The organism is Pseudomonas sp. CFBP 8771, assembly GCF_014841695.1.
Classification (GTDB): Bacteria; Pseudomonadota; Gammaproteobacteria; order Pseudomonadales; family Pseudomonadaceae; genus Aquipseudomonas; species Aquipseudomonas baltica.
The window spans coordinates 132,334-148,206 of sequence record NZ_JACYUJ010000008.1 but is presented as its reverse complement, the minus strand read 5'-3'; the positions used below and the strand labels follow the sequence as shown (position 1 = coordinate 148,206).

Annotated in this window: 16 protein-coding genes; 7 read left to right on the top strand and 9 right to left on the bottom strand. The window is 54.3% G+C overall.

Annotation, left to right across the window (positions count from 1 at the left end; all coding sequences use genetic code 11):
• Positions 1 to 174: 174 nt before the first annotated feature.
• The 3 genes from IFT80_RS19000 (at position 175) to IFT80_RS18990 (ending at position 2,077) form a co-directional block, all read left to right on the top strand.
• Entirely contained in the window at positions 175 to 822 is a 648-nt protein-coding gene (locus tag IFT80_RS19000) for a TetR/AcrR family transcriptional regulator (RefSeq protein WP_192057868.1), read from the top strand.
• Between the two features lie 90 nt (positions 823 to 912).
• A complete protein-coding gene (locus IFT80_RS18995; RefSeq protein ID WP_122476479.1) occupies positions 913 to 1,515 on the top strand; it encodes a DUF4823 domain-containing protein in 603 nt (200 codons plus the stop codon).
• 10 nt (positions 1,516 to 1,525) lie between these two features.
• Complete coding sequence (locus tag IFT80_RS18990) at positions 1,526 to 2,077, top strand: DUF1285 domain-containing protein (RefSeq protein ID WP_122476477.1); 552 nt, start codon at positions 1,526 to 1,528, stop codon at positions 2,075 to 2,077.
• A 60-nt stretch (positions 2,078 to 2,137) separates the two neighbouring features.
• Here the strand turns inward: IFT80_RS18990 and IFT80_RS18985 are convergent, their stop codons facing one another.
• From IFT80_RS18985 to IFT80_RS18975, 3 genes are all read right to left on the bottom strand, one after another.
• The gene (locus IFT80_RS18985; RefSeq protein WP_192057869.1) at positions 2,138 to 4,597 is read right to left on the bottom strand and encodes a penicillin acylase family protein; all 2,460 of its coding nucleotides are present in this window, start codon (positions 4,595 to 4,597) and stop codon (positions 2,138 to 2,140) included.
• A 184-nt stretch (positions 4,598 to 4,781) separates the two neighbouring features.
• On the bottom strand, positions 4,782 to 4,985 hold the full coding sequence (locus IFT80_RS18980) for an SEC-C metal-binding domain-containing protein (protein WP_192057870.1): 204 nt from the start codon (positions 4,983 to 4,985) through the stop codon (positions 4,782 to 4,784).
• 87 nt (positions 4,986 to 5,072) lie between these two features.
• A complete protein-coding gene (locus tag IFT80_RS18975; RefSeq protein WP_192138093.1) occupies positions 5,073 to 5,558 on the bottom strand; it encodes an LEA type 2 family protein in 486 nt (161 codons plus the stop codon).
• Positions 5,559 to 5,726: 168 nt separating this feature from the next.
• Here IFT80_RS18975 and IFT80_RS18970 point away from each other — a divergent pair, with 168 nt between their 5' ends.
• Positions 5,727 to 6,269 (top strand): hypothetical protein, encoded by a 543-nt coding sequence (locus tag IFT80_RS18970; protein WP_192057871.1) that lies wholly within the window; start codon positions 5,727 to 5,729, stop codon positions 6,267 to 6,269.
• Between the two features lie 75 nt (positions 6,270 to 6,344).
• On the opposite strand, the gene IFT80_RS18965 is transcribed toward IFT80_RS18970, so the two are convergent.
• The 4 genes from IFT80_RS18965 to IFT80_RS18950 form a co-directional block, all read right to left on the bottom strand.
• Positions 6,345 to 6,836: a hypothetical protein gene (locus tag IFT80_RS18965; protein WP_192138092.1), complete on the bottom strand. Its 492-nt coding sequence runs from the start codon at positions 6,834 to 6,836 to the stop codon at positions 6,345 to 6,347.
• Between the two features lie 117 nt (positions 6,837 to 6,953).
• Positions 6,954 to 7,676 carry a hypothetical protein gene (locus IFT80_RS18960; protein ID WP_192138091.1) on the bottom strand — a complete coding sequence of 241 codons (723 nt, stop codon included), beginning with the start codon at positions 7,674 to 7,676 and terminating at the stop codon, positions 6,954 to 6,956.
• 418 nt (positions 7,677 to 8,094) lie between these two features.
• Entirely contained in the window at positions 8,095 to 8,799 is a 705-nt protein-coding gene (locus IFT80_RS18955; protein WP_192138090.1) for a recombinase family protein, read from the bottom strand.
• Between the two features lie 430 nt (positions 8,800 to 9,229).
• The gene (locus IFT80_RS18950) at positions 9,230 to 9,451 is read right to left on the bottom strand and encodes a helix-turn-helix domain-containing protein (protein ID WP_192138089.1); all 222 of its coding nucleotides are present in this window, start codon (positions 9,449 to 9,451) and stop codon (positions 9,230 to 9,232) included.
• Positions 9,452 to 9,575: 124 nt separating this feature from the next.
• Here IFT80_RS18950 and IFT80_RS18945 point away from each other — a divergent pair, with 124 nt between their 5' ends.
• Positions 9,576 to 9,893, top strand: a complete 318-nt coding sequence (locus IFT80_RS18945) for a hypothetical protein (protein ID WP_192138088.1) — start codon at positions 9,576 to 9,578, stop codon at positions 9,891 to 9,893.
• A 91-nt stretch (positions 9,894 to 9,984) separates the two neighbouring features.
• On the opposite strand, the gene IFT80_RS18940 is transcribed toward IFT80_RS18945, so the two are convergent.
• Together IFT80_RS18940 and IFT80_RS18935 are read right to left on the bottom strand one after the other, a co-directional pair.
• Positions 9,985 to 10,236, bottom strand: a complete 252-nt coding sequence (locus IFT80_RS18940) for a hypothetical protein (RefSeq protein ID WP_192138087.1) — start codon at positions 10,234 to 10,236, stop codon at positions 9,985 to 9,987.
• A 652-nt stretch (positions 10,237 to 10,888) separates the two neighbouring features.
• Entirely contained in the window at positions 10,889 to 11,515 is a 627-nt protein-coding gene (locus IFT80_RS18935; protein ID WP_192138086.1) for a replication/maintenance protein RepL, read from the bottom strand.
• Between the two features lie 1,124 nt (positions 11,516 to 12,639).
• Between IFT80_RS18935 and IFT80_RS18930 the strand changes: the two genes are divergently transcribed.
• Together IFT80_RS18930 and IFT80_RS18925 are read left to right on the top strand one after the other, a co-directional pair.
• On the top strand, positions 12,640 to 13,488 hold the full coding sequence (locus tag IFT80_RS18930) for an AbiJ-NTD4 domain-containing protein (RefSeq protein WP_192138085.1): 849 nt from the start codon (positions 12,640 to 12,642) through the stop codon (positions 13,486 to 13,488).
• Between the two features lie 120 nt (positions 13,489 to 13,608).
• Positions 13,609 to 15,804, top strand: a complete 2,196-nt coding sequence (locus IFT80_RS18925) for a hypothetical protein (protein WP_192138084.1) — start codon at positions 13,609 to 13,611, stop codon at positions 15,802 to 15,804.
• Positions 15,805 to 15,873 lie beyond the last annotated feature (69 nt).

Below are 15,873 nucleotides of genomic sequence, written 5' to 3'. Positions count from 1 at the left end.
GCCAGTGCCTTGCAGGGTTTTCTTAAACGTATTTGGAATACGCCCGCCGCTGCTCAGTACAGATTGCAGGGGTGCGTGGCATATGCGCCATAAAGCCAGAGATTTGGGATGATCCGTGCATTTTGACCTCATACAGGCATAATGACTGCCTCCGCTTTCGATCCAGTCCTTCCTATGCAAAAAGAACCTCGTAAGGTCCGTGAATTTCGCCGCCGCGAGCAGGAAATCCTCGACACCGCACTGGCGCTGTTTCTCGAGCAAGGCGAAGACAGCGTTACAGTCGAGCTGATTGCCGACACCGTGGGTATCGGCAAAGGCACCATCTACAAACACTTCAAGTCCAAGGCCGAGATCTACCTGCGCCTGATGCTCGACTACGAGCGCGACCTGAACGCTCTGCTGCATTCGGCCGACATCGATCGAGACAAGGAAGCCCTGTCCCGCGCCTACTTCGAGTTCCGCATGCGCGATCCGCAGCGCTATCGGCTGTTCGACCGGCTTGAAGAGAAGGTGGTCAAAGGCAACCAGGTGCCCGAGCTCGTCGAGCAGCTGCACACGATCCGCGCGTCGAATTTCGAACGCCTGACGTTCCTCATCGAGGGGCGAATCAGCGAGGGCAAGCTGGAAGACGTTCCGCCGTACTTCCACTATTGCGCTGCCTGGGCGCTGGTACATGGCGCGGTGGCGCTGTACCACTCGCCGTTCTGGAGCAACGTACTGGAAGATCAGGAAGGCTTTTTCCAGTTCCTCATGGACATCGGCGTGCGCATGGGCAACAAGCGCAAACGCGATCCGGAAATACCCGGCCCCAAAGAAGCCTGACCCCCGAGCCATCCCGAGCCCTGCAAACTGGCGCAGAAGCTGCATCATGTGGCTGATCGCCGGGATCTTGTCGCCGGCTCTGGAGGATGCATGCGTAACCTGGTCGTGCTGCTGGCGCTGTTGGCGTTGGGCGGTTGCATGAAGGTCAGTGATCTGGGCGAAGGCGCTCGCTATCACCTGAGCGATGCGGGTGTGTTGAATCACAGTGAAACTCGCCGGTTCAACAACTTGCGCGTGCAGCCTGACTCGTTCATCTATATTGGTCAGGGCGCGTTCGTGCCTCCCGGCGGCGCCTACCCGCGGCCCAACGTTGTGGCTGAACAGGCGTTCGAAGCGTTCGTCGAGTACTTTCCCCTGGTACGCCGCGCCCCGGCACCGCTGGGCCTGGAACAGGCCTTGGGCGAGGCGCGCAATGCCGGCGCGCATTACCTGCTCTACACCCGTTTTGCACGCGCCGACGACCGCATCGGCAATGCTGACGAATGGGCCGACCAGGAAGCTCTGGACCGGCTCGGCGTCGACAGCAGCGTGATTCAGATCATGCTCATCGAAACCAGCACCCGCTATCTCATCGACACCGCGACCATCCGCAGCCGTGGCGGGCTGTTGACGATGCGCGACAACAAACCGGAAGATTTGCTTGGCCCACCCCTTGAGGACTACGCTCGCAGCTTGTTGGGCGTAAGCCGCTGAGGAGACGAGCATGACGGGCAAGGCCGACGATTTGCTGGCGCACATTCCCACTGCCAAGAAGGGCTTGCCGCCCGTGCACCTGTGGAATCCCGATTTCTGCGGGCACATCGACATGCGCATCGCCCGCGACGGTGCCTGGTTCTATCAGGGCACGCCGATCGGCCGACCGGCGATGGTCAAGTTGTTCGCCGGGATCCTGCGCCGCGATGGCGACGAGTACGTATTGGTGACGCCGGTGGAAAAAGTCGGCATCGTCGTCGATGACGCGCCGTTCGTGGCCATCGACATGCAGGTGTCGGGGGAAGGCGAGCAGCAGTCGCTGCGCTTCACCAGCAATGTCGAGGACTGCGTCGACGCCGACGCGCAGCACCCGCTGCGGGTCGACATCGACCCCTGTACCCAGGAGCCTTCACCCTATGTGCTGGTGCGCAACAACCTGGAAGCACGCATTCACCGCAACGTGTTCTATCGGCTGGTCGAGCTGGCCGTGGTGCGTGACGGTTGGCTGGGGGTGTGGAGTGGCGGGGTGTTCTTCCCGATAGGGCAGGATCCAGCGCAGTGATCAAGCCCCCGTTTCGAGTAACGGGGGCTCTCTTGCGTTTTCAGCGGCGAATTCACACGGTCATTTCTGCGGCGTCAACGTCAGTCGCTTGGTCCCGTAGGCCTTGTCGAAATGCTGCGGCTGCATCGGGAAGCTGACGTATTGACCCTTGAGCCACGCGTCGATGCCGTCGGTGTAGTTGGCACTGGCCGGATTACCCGACTGCCCGCTGCTGCTAAGGCCGATCATCGGCTCGGCCTGGGCGAAGTCGACGACGATGCGCAGCGCCGGTATCGACGCGGTGTCGAAGCTGTCGCCCCAGCGGTAGGGCGCAGCGTTCAAGGTGGTGTGATCGCCACCGGTGGCAACCGGGCCGCGTAGCACGGGTGCGCCGGCATCGGGCCCGCCCGTGTCGGTCCAGGTGGTGCGATGCAGACGCCCCCATTGCCAAGTGCTTCGATCACTGCCCAGCTGCGCCTCGCCGGCGCTGACTGCGGCGGCCAGGCTGCGCGCCAGGATGGCCGGCTTGTCTTCCTTCTGCGCGGTGCTCAGATCGTCCCAGAACGGGCTGTCGTCACGCCCCAGCAGATGATCGGCCTGGGCCGAGTAGGAAGACATGCCCTGGGCCACGAAGGCCTTCCAGCTGGCGCTGTCGAGCGGGCCCAGCTCGTCGAGGAAGGTCCGCTGCGCGCTTTGCTGCAGAAACAGCTCGTACAGCGCGGCATCGGCGGATTGCGCGGCAAGGCGGCCATCGAAGGCCATGAGGCGAGTGTAGGCTTCGCGGGCCTTGGTCCGCTCGCCCTCGGGCAGCGCATCGATGGCACTTTTCAGCGGTTGTGCCATGCCGGGCGCAAGAAACATCTTTTTCAGTTTGGCGGCGAAGGGGGTGATCTGATCGGACTGCATGGCAATCATGCTGCGTGTGTCGTGCTTGCCGGCACCGGCCAGCTCGGCCAGGCGCTCGCTGCGCTCCGGGTAGTACCAGGCGTTGGACAGCTGGATGCCATAGCCGGGCGGGACGATGCGCTGGTTGGCGGTACCCAGCCAACCCTGCGGCGGGTCCTGGTCGTAGGGGTGAAGCATGGGGTCGGCGAGGCCATCCCAGTCATGTCGACCGTCCCAGCCGGGCGAGGGCAGCATGCCTTTGCCTTCGAGACGGTTGGGAAAGCGGCCGGTGACCTGCCAGCCAATGCTGCTGGCATCGGCAAACAGCAGATTGGTCGCCACCGCGCGTATCTGCCGGCTGGCATCCGAAGCCTTCTCGACATTGCTGGCGCGCGACAGATCGAACAGCGCATCCAGGCTCTTGTCGTCGGTCAAGTCCGGCAGTTGCAGGGCCAAGCCGTAGCCGCCGCTTGCCGGCATGCCGCTGACGTCGTTGAGCAGCGGGCCGTGACCGGTTTCGTAGACCGCCTCGCGCAGCGGACGCTGCCCCTTGGCCAGGTAGGTCTCCTGACGCACGCGGGCCGGCTGCCACTTGCCGTTGGACTGATACAGCACGCGGCCGCCTTCGCTGCGGACCTTCTCCAGAAAAAGATCCTGATTGTCGCCCATCACTGCCGCCATGCCCCAGGCGACTTGACCATTGAAGCCGGCCAGCACGCCCGGCATACCGGCCAGGGCGACACCTGCCGCCTGAAAGCGCGGCGCGCGCAGCTGCACGAAGCTCCACGCCGACGGAATGCTGGTTGCCACATGAATATCGTTGGCGAACAGGCTTTTTCCGGCCCGCGTGCGTTGCGGGGCGATGGCCCAGTTGCTGGAGCTTGGCGCGCCAAGCCGCTCGAGTTCGCGATTCATCGTGGCCAGGCCCGCCAGGCTGGTCAGCGAGTTGCCCAGCGACACGCCCTTGAGCTTGTCGGCCTCGGTGAAAGGCAGGCTCTCATCCGGATAGACCGGCAGCAGCCAGGCCAGTCTGTCGGTGCCCACTTTCTGCGCCAGTACCAGCGAACCCAACTCTTCCTGCAGGTTGAGCGATTGGCTGAACGACCACAACGCGAACATCAGCGCCGAGTCTTCGGCCTTCCAGTATTCGGGGGTGTAGCCTGCCAATTGCGCGGGCAGCTTGCCGCGGTAGCGAAACAGGTAGGCGTTGACGCCCCGTGCATAGACATCGAAGAAACGCTTCAATCGGGGTGAGGCCGCGGCATACAACTGGTCGGCGTTCTTCTTGAGGTTGATCCTGCGCAGCAGGCGGTCGCCGTCCAGCGCTTCGACGCCGTCCAGTTCGGCCAGGCGTCCCTGGGCCAGCAGCCGCAGACGGATCATCTGGGTGATGCGGTCGCTGGCGGCCACGTAGCCTTGGGCAAACAGAGCATCGTGGAAGGTATTGCTTTCGATCAGCGGCATGCCCAGCCCGTTACGTCTGACCGAGACATTCTGCGCCAGGCCCTTGAGCGGCTGTACACCCACGCTTGGCGGCAGGTTTTGCTCGGCGGAGCCGCCCAGCCATTGTTGGCAGCCGGTCAGGGTGAGCATGCCGGTGACCACGGCGGCGCAGCCAAACGTGGGCGTGAAGAAGAAACGGGCGGGCGAGGCCATGGCGAAGCTCCTGCGGGGGCTGGCGTAAAAGGCGCTACGTTAGAGAGGGCGGGGGCGACGCGCAAGCGTCAGGCGGGGGATATTTTCTTCGTGCCCAAGCCGCTCGCGGACACAGCGCACAGCGGTGGGATTGGGGTCAAGGGAGGGGCTGCCAGCACGCAGCACCCTCGGGCATCGTTTCGGCTCAGGCGCCGTGGCACTTCTTGAATTTCTTGTCGCTGCCGCAGGGGCAGGGATCGTTGCGGCCTACATCTTTGAGTGCATTGCGCACCGGTTCCTGTGGGGCGTGGTTGCAGTGCGGGCCATGCACGTGACCGTGGTCGTGCTCATGAGCGTGATCGTGGTCATGGTTGCAGTCAGGGCCGTGCACGTGGGGTTGCTGGGACATCGAGAATACTCCGCAGTTGAAATTGGCCGGAATTATCTCACCCTGGGTTCGGAATAGCAGCGCTGCGGGAAAAATCTTTGTGACATCTCAGCGACCGGACAAGCCGCTCGCGTCGATTACCCCGGTGTGGTTGAGCACCACGTCGTGGCCGAACAGCACCCCGGTGCGCAATTCGCCGCGCAACTCGTAGCGGATCCCTCGCTCGGGGTGCTTGAGCAGGCGTGACAGCTCGCGCGCGTGTTGCCAGAGATTGGTGCGCACCGGCAGCTCGTAGTATTCGCCACTGTTGGCGGCCACGCTGAACCAGTCGCTGGCGTCGCCTTCGGTCAGCAGCATGTCTTCCAGGCGCACGCTGTAGCTCATGCCGCGCACCGGCAGGCTGCGGCCGTTGGGGTTGTCGATGCGAAAACGCAGGATCAGGCGCTGTTGCAGCATGTTGGCCTTGACCACTTCGACCTTGACCAGATGCACCTGAGGATCCTGGTAGTTGCCGGTGAACCAGGTGGCGCAGCCCGTGAGTCCCAGCAGTGAAAGCAAGCCGATGCTGCGCAGAACGAGAGTGCAAGCGGACATGGCAGGGACCTCCGGATTTGTCTTGAGTCTAACAAGGCGCACGGGCATGACAAGGGCGTGCTTGTTGCGCCGAAACATCGTGGTCCATAATCACTGTTACGGTGCTGGCTTTTCGGCATCTGTGCGGACGCCCAGCGCCCGCAACGGTGCCATGCCAGGAGAGTTGCCATGCGTTTCTACGAGATCGTCTTCAGCGGCCAATGCGTGCCCGGCGCGGCGCTGGACCAGGTCAAGAGCAACCTGGCAAAACTGTTCCAGGCCGACGCCCAGCGAATCGAGATGCTGTTTTCCGGACGCCGATTGGTCCTCAAGAACAACCTCGACGCCCAGGCGGCGGAAAAATACCGTGCGGCGCTGGCACGCGCAGGGGCCGTGGCCAGCATCGACGAAATGGCTCAGGACATTGAAGAGATCATCATGACCGCGCCGGCGGCGGCAGGCGACTTCGGCCAGAAACCCATGGCGGTGGCCCGCCGCGCCGAGGTCGTGCCGCGTGATGCGTACATGGCAGCGTTCGTGGCTGTGGATGCGCCGGACTTCGCCATCGCCGAGGTGGGCGCCGATCTGCAGGATGAACGACCCGCGCAGCGCTCGGCGCAGCTGAACCTGCAGCAGTTCAGCCTGGCGCCTGCCGGCAGCGACATGGGCCAGTTGCGGCACGAGGAAACCGTTCAAGTGCCGGACATTTCCCATCTGAAAATCATTGGCTGATGTAGCCTGCGCAACACTTCTTGAACTTTTGCAACAAAACACTACCAGCGGGGATGGTGATACCTAGGGCGCTCGTTAACACCGGTTCCACCACCTGCCGTGATACCTTCTGTGAATCTCGTCGGCTACCGCCATAGCTTTGTGGAGTATGGCGGCAGCTTCTCTATAGGCTAAGGGATCACTCGTACCTTCGTAAATGGCACCGCCTTCGGTGACATCTGCCACAACGCTGTCTACATATTGGTAGAATCTCACCACCAGTTGAGCGTCCCTCGGCGTGAGATAACCCACCTTGTCAATGTTTGCGGTGTACACCCTTCGATAGTGTTCATGGACACGTACCTGAAGGCTCGCGTTTTCCCGCCGCTCTCTGGGTATCGACTCTAAGTGCTCCGCCATTTGGATCAGGCCAGAATAATATTCCCGTTCCTCAGCGATATCTTTCAGTGCAAGCACCTCCGCCACAATGGCTACTCGGACACTGCGACGATCCTGCCTGCGTTGCCACCACCATCCTATTGCCGCTAACGTCGCTGGTATGGCCAGCCCAATCACGCTGTCTGACATCACGCCCTCTTTCTAGGTGCTGATAGGTCTATAAATAATGATAATGATGCTTCTGCACCTCGTGGTGTCCCGCTGTGTTCGTTTTGATCTGTGCATGAATTACGTGCTTCAACTACGTCAGAGCCACAGGTAATGGTTGAGCTTAAAGTACATGTAGACCGCCGCTAAGGTGCTGCCTGCTCCAAAGATCAAGGGCGCCACGAAATCGGTAAACCATGGTGTGACGAATGCGCCTTTGACGATCACCAATGCTTTGATTAGCAAATTCGTGAAAAACGATGGGATGTACGTCTCAAACTGACGAATCTTATTAGAGTAGTTCTCCTCATTCCCACCCACCAGCCTGTACTCATACGACAACTTCATTTCTGTTCGGTAAGAGCGGGAGACGAAGCGGATATCCACACCTTCAGGATGTCGTTCGTTTTCAGCCTCTATCTTCGAATAGCATGTTAACCACGCCTTACCCCAAGCGAATTTATGGGCCGTTGGACCGTCTGGCTTTGCGGTAAAACGCCTCCGCATATCCTTCTTCATCGCGAACTGTCTCAACGCAATGGCAGTGCGCTTCAACCTTATGTCATACAGATCATTCATCGGCTCGTCGAAATGCAACGCGAAACGCTCCAATCTCTGGCAATACCTCACAAGCAGGTACAGGTTGAGCAAGGCCAAGATGAGCCATGCCTGATCCACTCTCTCGTTGAGTTGGATCGCCGTCCCCATCAGTTGGAATTGTTCGAGCTTGGCTCCGAAAAACCACAAAGCAAGTACTACGCCCGAGTAGGCGAGCAACAGGCTCCGGGCTTTGGGAAAACTCGACTCGTCTAGATCGCTCATGCTCGCCCCCAGTGTTAAAGCTCGATGGTAGCACTGTGCCTTGTTGCAAAGGAGGGGAGTGGGGGCAGCCTTTCACAGACAGGTTTCAAATTCCCCGCCAAAAATAATGGCCTTCGTTATAGGGGCTTTGTTTTTTCTGGCTGAAAATAAGGGGGATCGAGACAGGCGCTTAACCTACAATCGCAGCCTCGACAGGAAAGGTCAAAAGGGAACCAAAAATAACTATCGGGTGTTGGGCGTGGCCCGTGGTGGGGCGTGATGAACTGGGAGTTGGACAAGTAGGGACTGCTCGCAGGGGGACGATCCGGTGTGAGCGTGTACAGGTCAAATTGCTGAGAGCCTTACAGGACGCGGCCTGTGGAAGGGTTACACTTCAATCTCCATTCCGGTATACACCGACCTCAGTGGCCGTTTGGTGTTATCCGAAGGTCAATCCAGTGGACGCCATTACCCGGCTCACTTGCATGGGCGACCAGCTTGCACCACGACTGGTGGTGATTCCCTTTTCATTCAGACATGCTGCAACCTGTGGCAGGGTCTTCGCACCTCGACGGATGCACAGTTCAATGTGGTCCTGCACGGATTTTAGGAACGTCTGGACTCTGGCTTGTACTGCCTCGTGGGCTTTTGCACGGTTAGTGTCTGTACGGCCCTTGGCGAGAGCGGTGGACCGATTGGCCACTTTCTCCATTGCCTGAACATCACCTTTGTCAGCGTCCCGCTTGAGTGCTGCGAGAGCGTCCTTGGTGCGGCTGGCGATAAATTCTCTTTCCTGTTCAGCCAAAGCGGCAAACAGATGAATTTGGAAGTTGGTTGCGTGGGGCATTGTGGCTACCCGGATTTCTGCACGCTTCATCAGTGAGGCCACGTGTTCAACGTCCCGGCTTACTCGGTCAACCTTGGCGACTAGCACTGGCAAGTTGTGGGACAAAGCCTTGGCCATCTCTGGACGGTCGAGTGGGGCAACAGTACCGGACACTGTCTCTGTGTATTCCGCGATTACCTCCCAGCCTTGGGACTTGGCAGAAGCTTCCACGTAATCGCGTTGAGCCTTGAGACCCAAGCCGCTCTTTTCCTGAGCACCAGTGGATACCCGGTAATAGGCGATCACTTGCTTGGACATTCTCGGCACTCCCTATTTGGTGTGAGGCCATCATAACGATTCTTAGATGAATGTTCAAGAAATGTTATGGTGTAGTGGCACGCAATTCCTATGCCGAGATGGGTGCATGATGGGGGGAATATGACTGGTTCAGGACTGCAACGGGACCAACATCATCTATTGAAGTACTCGAAGAACGATTCGCCCAGTGGCGTGAGTCTGCACACAAGCTGGGTGGCATGTTCGTCTGGTATCACTTCTGCCCGGATGTAGCCGGCTCTGAGCAGCGTTTGCACCCAGAACAGACTCTCCCCGTCCAAGGGCAATGGTTCACCCAAACTGGCGAGGTACAACAAGCGGGGTGTGTAAGGCACTGGGAGGCGCACGATGGTTAACTCCATGCTCAAACACCTAGTTTGGACCATGGATGGAAATACGCTAACCCGGCTGTTCAAAGACCTTCAAGTAGGTCGGCAAGAGCAATGCCCAGAGCATCGGCAATCACCTTGGCTGCATCAAGGCTGGGATTTGCAGCGCCTGTCTCTATGCGAGACATGTAGGTGCGCATCACGCCGCACTTGTCGGCAAAGGCTTCTTGGCTAATGCCTCGTTGCTTGCGAAGGTCGCGGATTCTTTGGCCGAAAGCTGTTCGGAGAGCTTGATTTGTCTGCATCTGCTAATGATGGTTGTATGCAGCCTAATCGTGAACACACCAATAAGTGACACACCAATCGTTACATTTTGCGTAAATGATGGCATTATGGGGTCTTCGCCATTGACCCGTTTAGGATCGCACGATGAAGAATTTTGCCCTTACGCTTTGCCTGTTGCCACTGATCACATTTGCTGCGGTGGCAGAAACCTACCCTAAGAAGACCTTGGTAGCTGGTTCAATGGTCTGCTTCAAAGTTGGTGATTGGAGAGACATGGTGGAGGCTTCACTTGATCAGGATGAAGGCGCAGCTGAGCGTCTGATAGGCTCCGGTAAGTGCAGGACGGTTTCGAATGCCACCAAGGTCAGTTACATTGAGGCCGTCAAACTCATTGGCAATTCTGCACTGGTCCAACTGCCGAGCGGTAAGACGGCCTTCACTGCTGATGGTTGGTTGCGTTGAGCTGTCCCTAAGCGGAAAAAGACGGTGGTGTTAATATTCCATACTGGTCGAGGGTGTGAGGGGGCAGGAATAATTCTTGCCCCCTTGCACATCAGTGCTGATAACGGAACGTTGGGATCATTTCGTCAGCATTGAAGCACAGTCGATCAGCGTACTTGATCAAGGCTCGTACAACGCGCAGATCAGGTGCAGGCTCTCGCAGGTAGGTACGAAGATTATTATCAACCACGCCAGCTTTCATTCGCTGCCAGTCGCAATGGGCTTCTAGTGCGTCTGCTCTCCATTCTCCAAGTAGGGTTGAACCGCCATGCATGATCTGAGCTTGGAATCCGCTGCCAAACATGGTGACTCCCGGATACCCTGAGCGAGGTACTTTCCTTCTCCACCGTACAACCATATTGATGTGCGAAGGTACGAAGCAGCATGTATCGGGGCTATAGACCCTGTTTCCCGGCATGAGAATGTCTTTGTCCAGCTGGTAGTCAACGATGCTGTTCTGGTCGAACCATGCCTCGAAGTCCGAGTACCTGTGCCAACATGGTGAAACGGTACAATCGTCATAGGTCGCTCGTGATCTTGTTGAGTGTTCGTTGTAGCAGCAGTCAAGCATCCTATGCCAGACGCGGTGTGACCAATTGTCTGTACCGGGAGTGCTTGTAATATCGTCAATTCCTACACCGTACAGCAAAGCTTCCTTTGGCTTGTTGATGACCGGCTTCGTAGGGGGGAGCAGGATTGGTGCGTAGTCTGGAGTTCGTGATCTCGAACCCTTTCCACGGGAAGGAAGGGTTTCCGTTTCTTGTGTTGCGTACGTTGTGAACATATAGGCTCCTTTATATATTTTTTGTGGTATTCCTCTTTATGGGACTGAGGCTGAGACTGTAGGCCGTGTCTGCCCAAAGGTCTTTCTTTAATAATAAGAATTCACTCAAGCCCTTGTAGTGCGTGGCCTGTAGCAAGATTCTTGCGTAGTTTTTTTGAAAAACTGCTGTAGGCTAAGCCGCGAGTTTCGGTATGGCTTTGGCAGTCGTCGGGCTGTTGTTTACTGGGTTCAGGTACCAGTCCTTCACGTATTCCTCCCGTGTATAGTCGTCACCTCGGAAGATTAGGCGCGGATTGATCGTCAGCTTGATCTCGCCTGTGCGAATGCCGCCATGTCTTGAAGTGCTGACTCTGACCATGTTGCTGCTAATCAACGTGCTCAGCTTTTTCATCAGGTTTGACTCTGACGTGGCCAATGCCTTCGCCAGTTCCGTTTGAGTCATGATGATAATGTTCCGGTACAGAACCAGTTCGTGCAGGTGACTTAGGGTGTTCATCATGGGAACAGTGATACGACTGTCCATGCCTGTTCGGCGCCATACACCATGGGCTTGGTCCTGAGCGTCAATTAGACAGTGCAGGGTATGCGGTGGCAGCTTGCGTCGGTCTACGTGTGACAGGACCACGTTCAGATCGTCAGCACTCCGGCACTTACGAAGTTCTGGCCGGTAGTCAGGGCGTTCGCTGAAGACAGAAGCCTTCTTGTCGTAGCCAAAGATTTCGCCGGTTGCCGGGCTGAGCAGCAGTCCATCGACGTTAAGGAAGGATGATGCGGTAAAAGCTGGGCACTCGTATGCCATCGTTTGTTCTCCTCTTCAAGTTCATTGCATGGGCAGTTCCTCTCGGGTTGTGCCAATTCGGTTTGGTAAATCACAGGCGTTAAAAAGCCCCCTTGCAAGGCACCTGTTTGGTGGTCGCGATGGAGGCTTTCGAATTGTCTGTCTACCTACTGGGTAGGTGGTGAATCATACACGATTTCGACGGCTGGTCAAGCACGGAGTTGACAGGCGATATTTTTTCAGAACTGGTTTCTGCAGATGGCAACGCCTGTTGCTTAGTCGAAACCGTACCGCTGCCCAGTAAATACTGAGCTTTCGCAATGAACAGAGCTAGGGACGGACGATTCGATGTGGGGTTTTGCTGGAGTTTACGATAGTTTATTCGGAGTTATTGGACGTGCTTCAGCGCCTCGACCATCGCCTTGATTGGGATCCTGCTGCCGTAGATGCTAAAGGTGACGGAACTGTCGTGGTGTTCTACCAGCCGCATTATTGGTGTGCCTTGCACGCCAGCATGGCGGGGGTCGCCGGTACAGGTGTGGCAAAAACCGTGGAGGGCTTTGCTCAGGTTGGCCACACTCTGTCATTTCGGTAATTCATAGCCAAACCATTTCAAGCCTGTATCACCTAGCTTCGAGAATCGTAATTCCGTGCAAGAAGTGGTGCATCAAATTTGCTAGACAGCTGATAAGGAGGATTGACTGTTCATCAGGCCATCTGAAAACTCTTTTCCCAGCGATGTCAGTTTGCCTACAAGAAGAGGCACCTTGCACGAGAAACGCCTGAGTCGTGATACGCCACCTGTTAGGAGTGCTTGAGCTTAATGGATGTTGTTTCCTTGGAATGGCGAAAGACGTCCGTTGCTGTCTGGGTATAGTAGGTTGTTACCATGTGGTACCGTGATCCTCATAGCGGCGCTCTTCCGGCGAATATCTGTTGATTAAGGCTCAAACCCACCGCTCTGCTGAAAGCTGACCTGCAAAGAACGGGAACGTTTCCGACGAAGCATTGGCCAAACCTGAACGCATAATTGGCCTCACTGAAAGCCTGACCGGATGCTAGTGTAAAAATGAGAGCTCATAGGCGTATTCGCAGGTTTATTAAGCAGCTACACTGGCAGGACTCCTATGGCGAAGAGGTGACTGATGGAAGGCGATTTTTCACAGCGGATGGGGTTTCGCCCACTCAAACCAGAAATCCAATTAGAGGGTATAAATTATGAGCTGCTAAGTTCGCTCTGGAATGTCCTCTTCTCTTACTATTTCAATAGGTATTGTCCGAAAGTTGGTTCGGCATATAGAAGGGTAGAAGGGTCGAATAGGCATAATTTTGCAAAAGGTTACTACTGGCATTTCAAAAAGTTGCCTATTGACCGAATTGAAACTAACTGGACTGATTTTCTCGCTAACCTTAGAAAAGACTTCTTCTCATATAAGTGGCACCGTGTATATAGTTTTGTTGAGTTTATTCTTGCGTATATAGAGGAAAGATATCTAGACGACGTCATCCAAAGCCTGAATTTAACTTTGGAGCGAGAAGGTAGCGCTTATCGCTTGATAGGTGGAAAAATATGCCCGATCACATCTCAAGAAGAAATAGCTTCAGTCGAAGAAGCCTTAAAGATAGGTGATGTTTACCAAGGCATTGGCGAGCATTTAAGTTCGGCAATAAGAATGCTAAGTGATAAGCAAAATCCTGATTATCGTAACTCTATAAAAGAATCTATCAGCGCTGTAGAGTCAGTCGTCCGGCATGTTACTGGGGGAGCAAGTTCCACCTTGGGTCAAGCATTGAAAGTTTTGGAAAAAACACACGCTTTACATCCGGCACTGAAAACTGCTTTTCAGAACTTGTATGGGTATACTAATGATGCAAACGGCATCAGGCACTCACTCATGGATAATGAAGACAAACTAACAAGTGCTGATGCGCGATTCATGTTGATAACATGCTCCGCATTTATTAATTTCACAATAGATAGTATGCGGGAGTAAGAGCAATAGTCTCAGGTGAGCTTGGAGACGAAAAGGTATGACGTCTCATAACGGCTTAATAGGCACAGCAATCGGGTCGTTGCAACGTGTGTGAACCCTACAGAAGAAGGATGATTTCGTATGGCGGACTACTTACCTGTCGAGCATGTGAAAGAAATGCTTGGAAGTATTAAAGACGGCTTCTTGTTTGAGCGTCTTGCTCAAGAGCTTATCGCTCATAGGATGGGGTATACTTTTTCGCCATCTGGCGGCATACATGACCGTGGGATAGATGGACTGGACTACTGTAACGAGATTTTGAGTAGTGCAAAGTCCATATACCAAATGAGCATCGATAAGAATCCAGATCAAAAAATTCGCCGAACTGTTGCTGCTTTGAAAAAAAACAGTTTGGAATACTCTACGCTTTACTATATTACAAACCAAAAAGTTGAGGATAAAGACCTTATTGCGGATAGGTATTTTGAATCACATGAAATAAATGTAAGAGTTTTTGACTTGGACTGGCTTGCGATAAATGTGAACCACAGCCCCGCAACCCAATCCTGTATGAAAAGCTACACTTCACGAAATACATCTGCTAATGGTAGTCCGAGTAACGCGTTTCACGTAGAGAACTACGTTAGTAATCCTGATCTTTATGTATTTCTAACGCAGCAGATAGGAGAAAGCGGCGAGATAGAAAAAACAAACGAACGGCTTATTGAGAGCTTGATTCTCTACGCGCTACGTGACACCGATCCTGATAAGGGGACGCTCATGTCTGCATCCGAAGTATTAGGGGTAGTTCAAGGTCTTTTAGACTTTGATATGGAACGCATAGAGTCTAAGATCAATAAACGTTTGAAGTCTCTCAGCGGCAAGGATCGTCATCGGGTCAACCACCACACCAACGTTAATAAATACTGTTTGCCATATACAACCAGACTTGAAATCATGGCTGATAATTCCCGAGATGAGGCTCGATATACTGCCTTTATGGAAGAGGCCGAAGCGATCATTAAGAAGAATCTTGATGGCGAGGCCGTACAGGTGAAAGATGTCGCGGGCCTCTTGAAAACGACACTTGAGAAGATATTTTACCATCAGGGGCTGGAGTTCTCGGATTTCTTACTCAATGATGGTGGAAAAGACTCTTTTGAATCCAATCTTAGCTCAACTGTTTTCGAGATTTTGAACGAGAGGAATATCGTAAAGGCGAAAGACAGCAAGCTGGAGAATGCATTAATTCTATCTATTCGGGACCTCATGTATAGTGGCAGTATTCAAAGCAAAGAATATTTGCGTGCACTTTCAAAGACCTATCAGATGCTTTTCTTGCTAAAGTGTGAGCCTAAGGTAGTTGATTTCTTCCAGTCAATGGCAGGGAATATGCGAATCTTTGTATGCACATCGATCTTAGTACCTGCGCTTTCCGAAATCTTTCTTGAGCCACAGAATCAGCGTTATTGGAGTCTTCTTAAGGCGGCCAGTTCTCGGGGCGTAAAACTGATCGTGAATGATAGTATCGTCAGTGAGTTGGATTTTCACATAAAGCGGTCTATGCATATCTACAGAAATGAGTACGCTGATCAAATAGATTTCTATACCAACGAAGCTCCGGCCTTGATCGATCAGATATTGGTGCGTGCATATGCGCACTCCAGAAAAGAAGGTCGAAAAGGAGATTATTTCGAGTTCATCGAAAATTTTATCACACCCAACGGCCCAGATACTCAACAGGAGCTGATAGATTTTTTGCAAAATGAGTTCGGGATAGAATTTGTTACGCCGGGTGAAATAGGTGCAGTTATAGATCATTCTGACTTCGAAGCTCTTTACAATGAGCTGAAGATTGCAAAAGGGTCTGAGGAGAAAGCTCGAACTGATGCCTCCCTGATTCTCACAATTTATGCAATGCGAGACAAGTTTGGTGAGCGGAAATCTTCTTTAGAAGGTTATAAAACATGGTGGTTGTCGTCTGATACTGTTACGCACCGGACTATCGCGAAACTTTTCAAAGAGAAGTACCCAGTAAGTTGCTATATGCGGCCGGATTTTCTATATAATTACATTAGCTTCACTCCTGCTAAGGAGAAGGTGAGTAGTATATATAAAAACACTTTTCCAAACTTGCTGGGTGTTCAGATTTCTCATCACATCCCATCCGAGATTTCAGAAGGGATCAGAAGGTCTATAAAGGAACATTCAGATCAAATGGATAGCCGGGTTTCTGCAAAAATACGCAGCTTGGTTGATCGATTAAAGTCTAATCCCCAGCTTAAGTATAGAGATGAATTAAGCTCTTTCTTTTCGACGCCTAAACGTAACGCATAGGTGCTCAGCGTAAATAATTTTTAACGGAAACTGCATTGTTGATAAGTTTTGGATAGCCGCCTTCAGAGG

Bases quoted from the DNA above. Each gene is read 5' to 3' on its own strand.
- IFT80_RS19000 (WP_192057868.1), top strand. From the start codon at position 175: ATGCAAAAAGAACCTCGTAAGGTCCGTGAATTTCGCCGCCGCGAGCAG.
- IFT80_RS18985 (WP_192057869.1), bottom strand. From the start codon at position 4,597: ATGGCCTCGCCCGCCCGTTTCTTCTTCACGCCCACGTTTGGCTGCGCC.
- IFT80_RS18960 (WP_192138091.1), bottom strand. From the start codon at position 7,676: ATGAGCGATCTAGACGAGTCGAGTTTTCCCAAAGCCCGGAGCCTGTTG.
- IFT80_RS18925 (WP_192138084.1), top strand. From the start codon at position 13,609: ATGGCGGACTACTTACCTGTCGAGCATGTGAAAGAAATGCTTGGAAGT.
- IFT80_RS18935 (WP_192138086.1), bottom strand. From the start codon at position 11,515: ATGGCATACGAGTGCCCAGCTTTTACCGCATCATCCTTCCTTAACGTC.
- IFT80_RS18945 (WP_192138088.1), top strand. From the start codon at position 9,576: ATGAAGAATTTTGCCCTTACGCTTTGCCTGTTGCCACTGATCACATTT.
- IFT80_RS18940 (WP_192138087.1), bottom strand. From the start codon at position 10,236: ATGTTTGGCAGCGGATTCCAAGCTCAGATCATGCATGGCGGTTCAACC.
- IFT80_RS18955 (WP_192138090.1), bottom strand. From the start codon at position 8,799: ATGTCCAAGCAAGTGATCGCCTATTACCGGGTATCCACTGGTGCTCAG.
- IFT80_RS18970 (WP_192057871.1), top strand. From the start codon at position 5,727: ATGCGTTTCTACGAGATCGTCTTCAGCGGCCAATGCGTGCCCGGCGCG.
- IFT80_RS18965 (WP_192138092.1), bottom strand. From the start codon at position 6,836: ATGTCAGACAGCGTGATTGGGCTGGCCATACCAGCGACGTTAGCGGCA.
- IFT80_RS18975 (WP_192138093.1), bottom strand. From the start codon at position 5,558: ATGTCCGCTTGCACTCTCGTTCTGCGCAGCATCGGCTTGCTTTCACTG.
- IFT80_RS18990 (WP_122476477.1), top strand. From the start codon at position 1,526: ATGACGGGCAAGGCCGACGATTTGCTGGCGCACATTCCCACTGCCAAG.
- IFT80_RS18950 (WP_192138089.1), bottom strand. From the start codon at position 9,451: ATGCAGACAAATCAAGCTCTCCGAACAGCTTTCGGCCAAAGAATCCGC.
- IFT80_RS18995 (WP_122476479.1), top strand. From the start codon at position 913: ATGCGTAACCTGGTCGTGCTGCTGGCGCTGTTGGCGTTGGGCGGTTGC.
- IFT80_RS18980 (WP_192057870.1), bottom strand. From the start codon at position 4,985: ATGTCCCAGCAACCCCACGTGCACGGCCCTGACTGCAACCATGACCAC.
- IFT80_RS18930 (WP_192138085.1), top strand. From the start codon at position 12,640: ATGGAAGGCGATTTTTCACAGCGGATGGGGTTTCGCCCACTCAAACCA.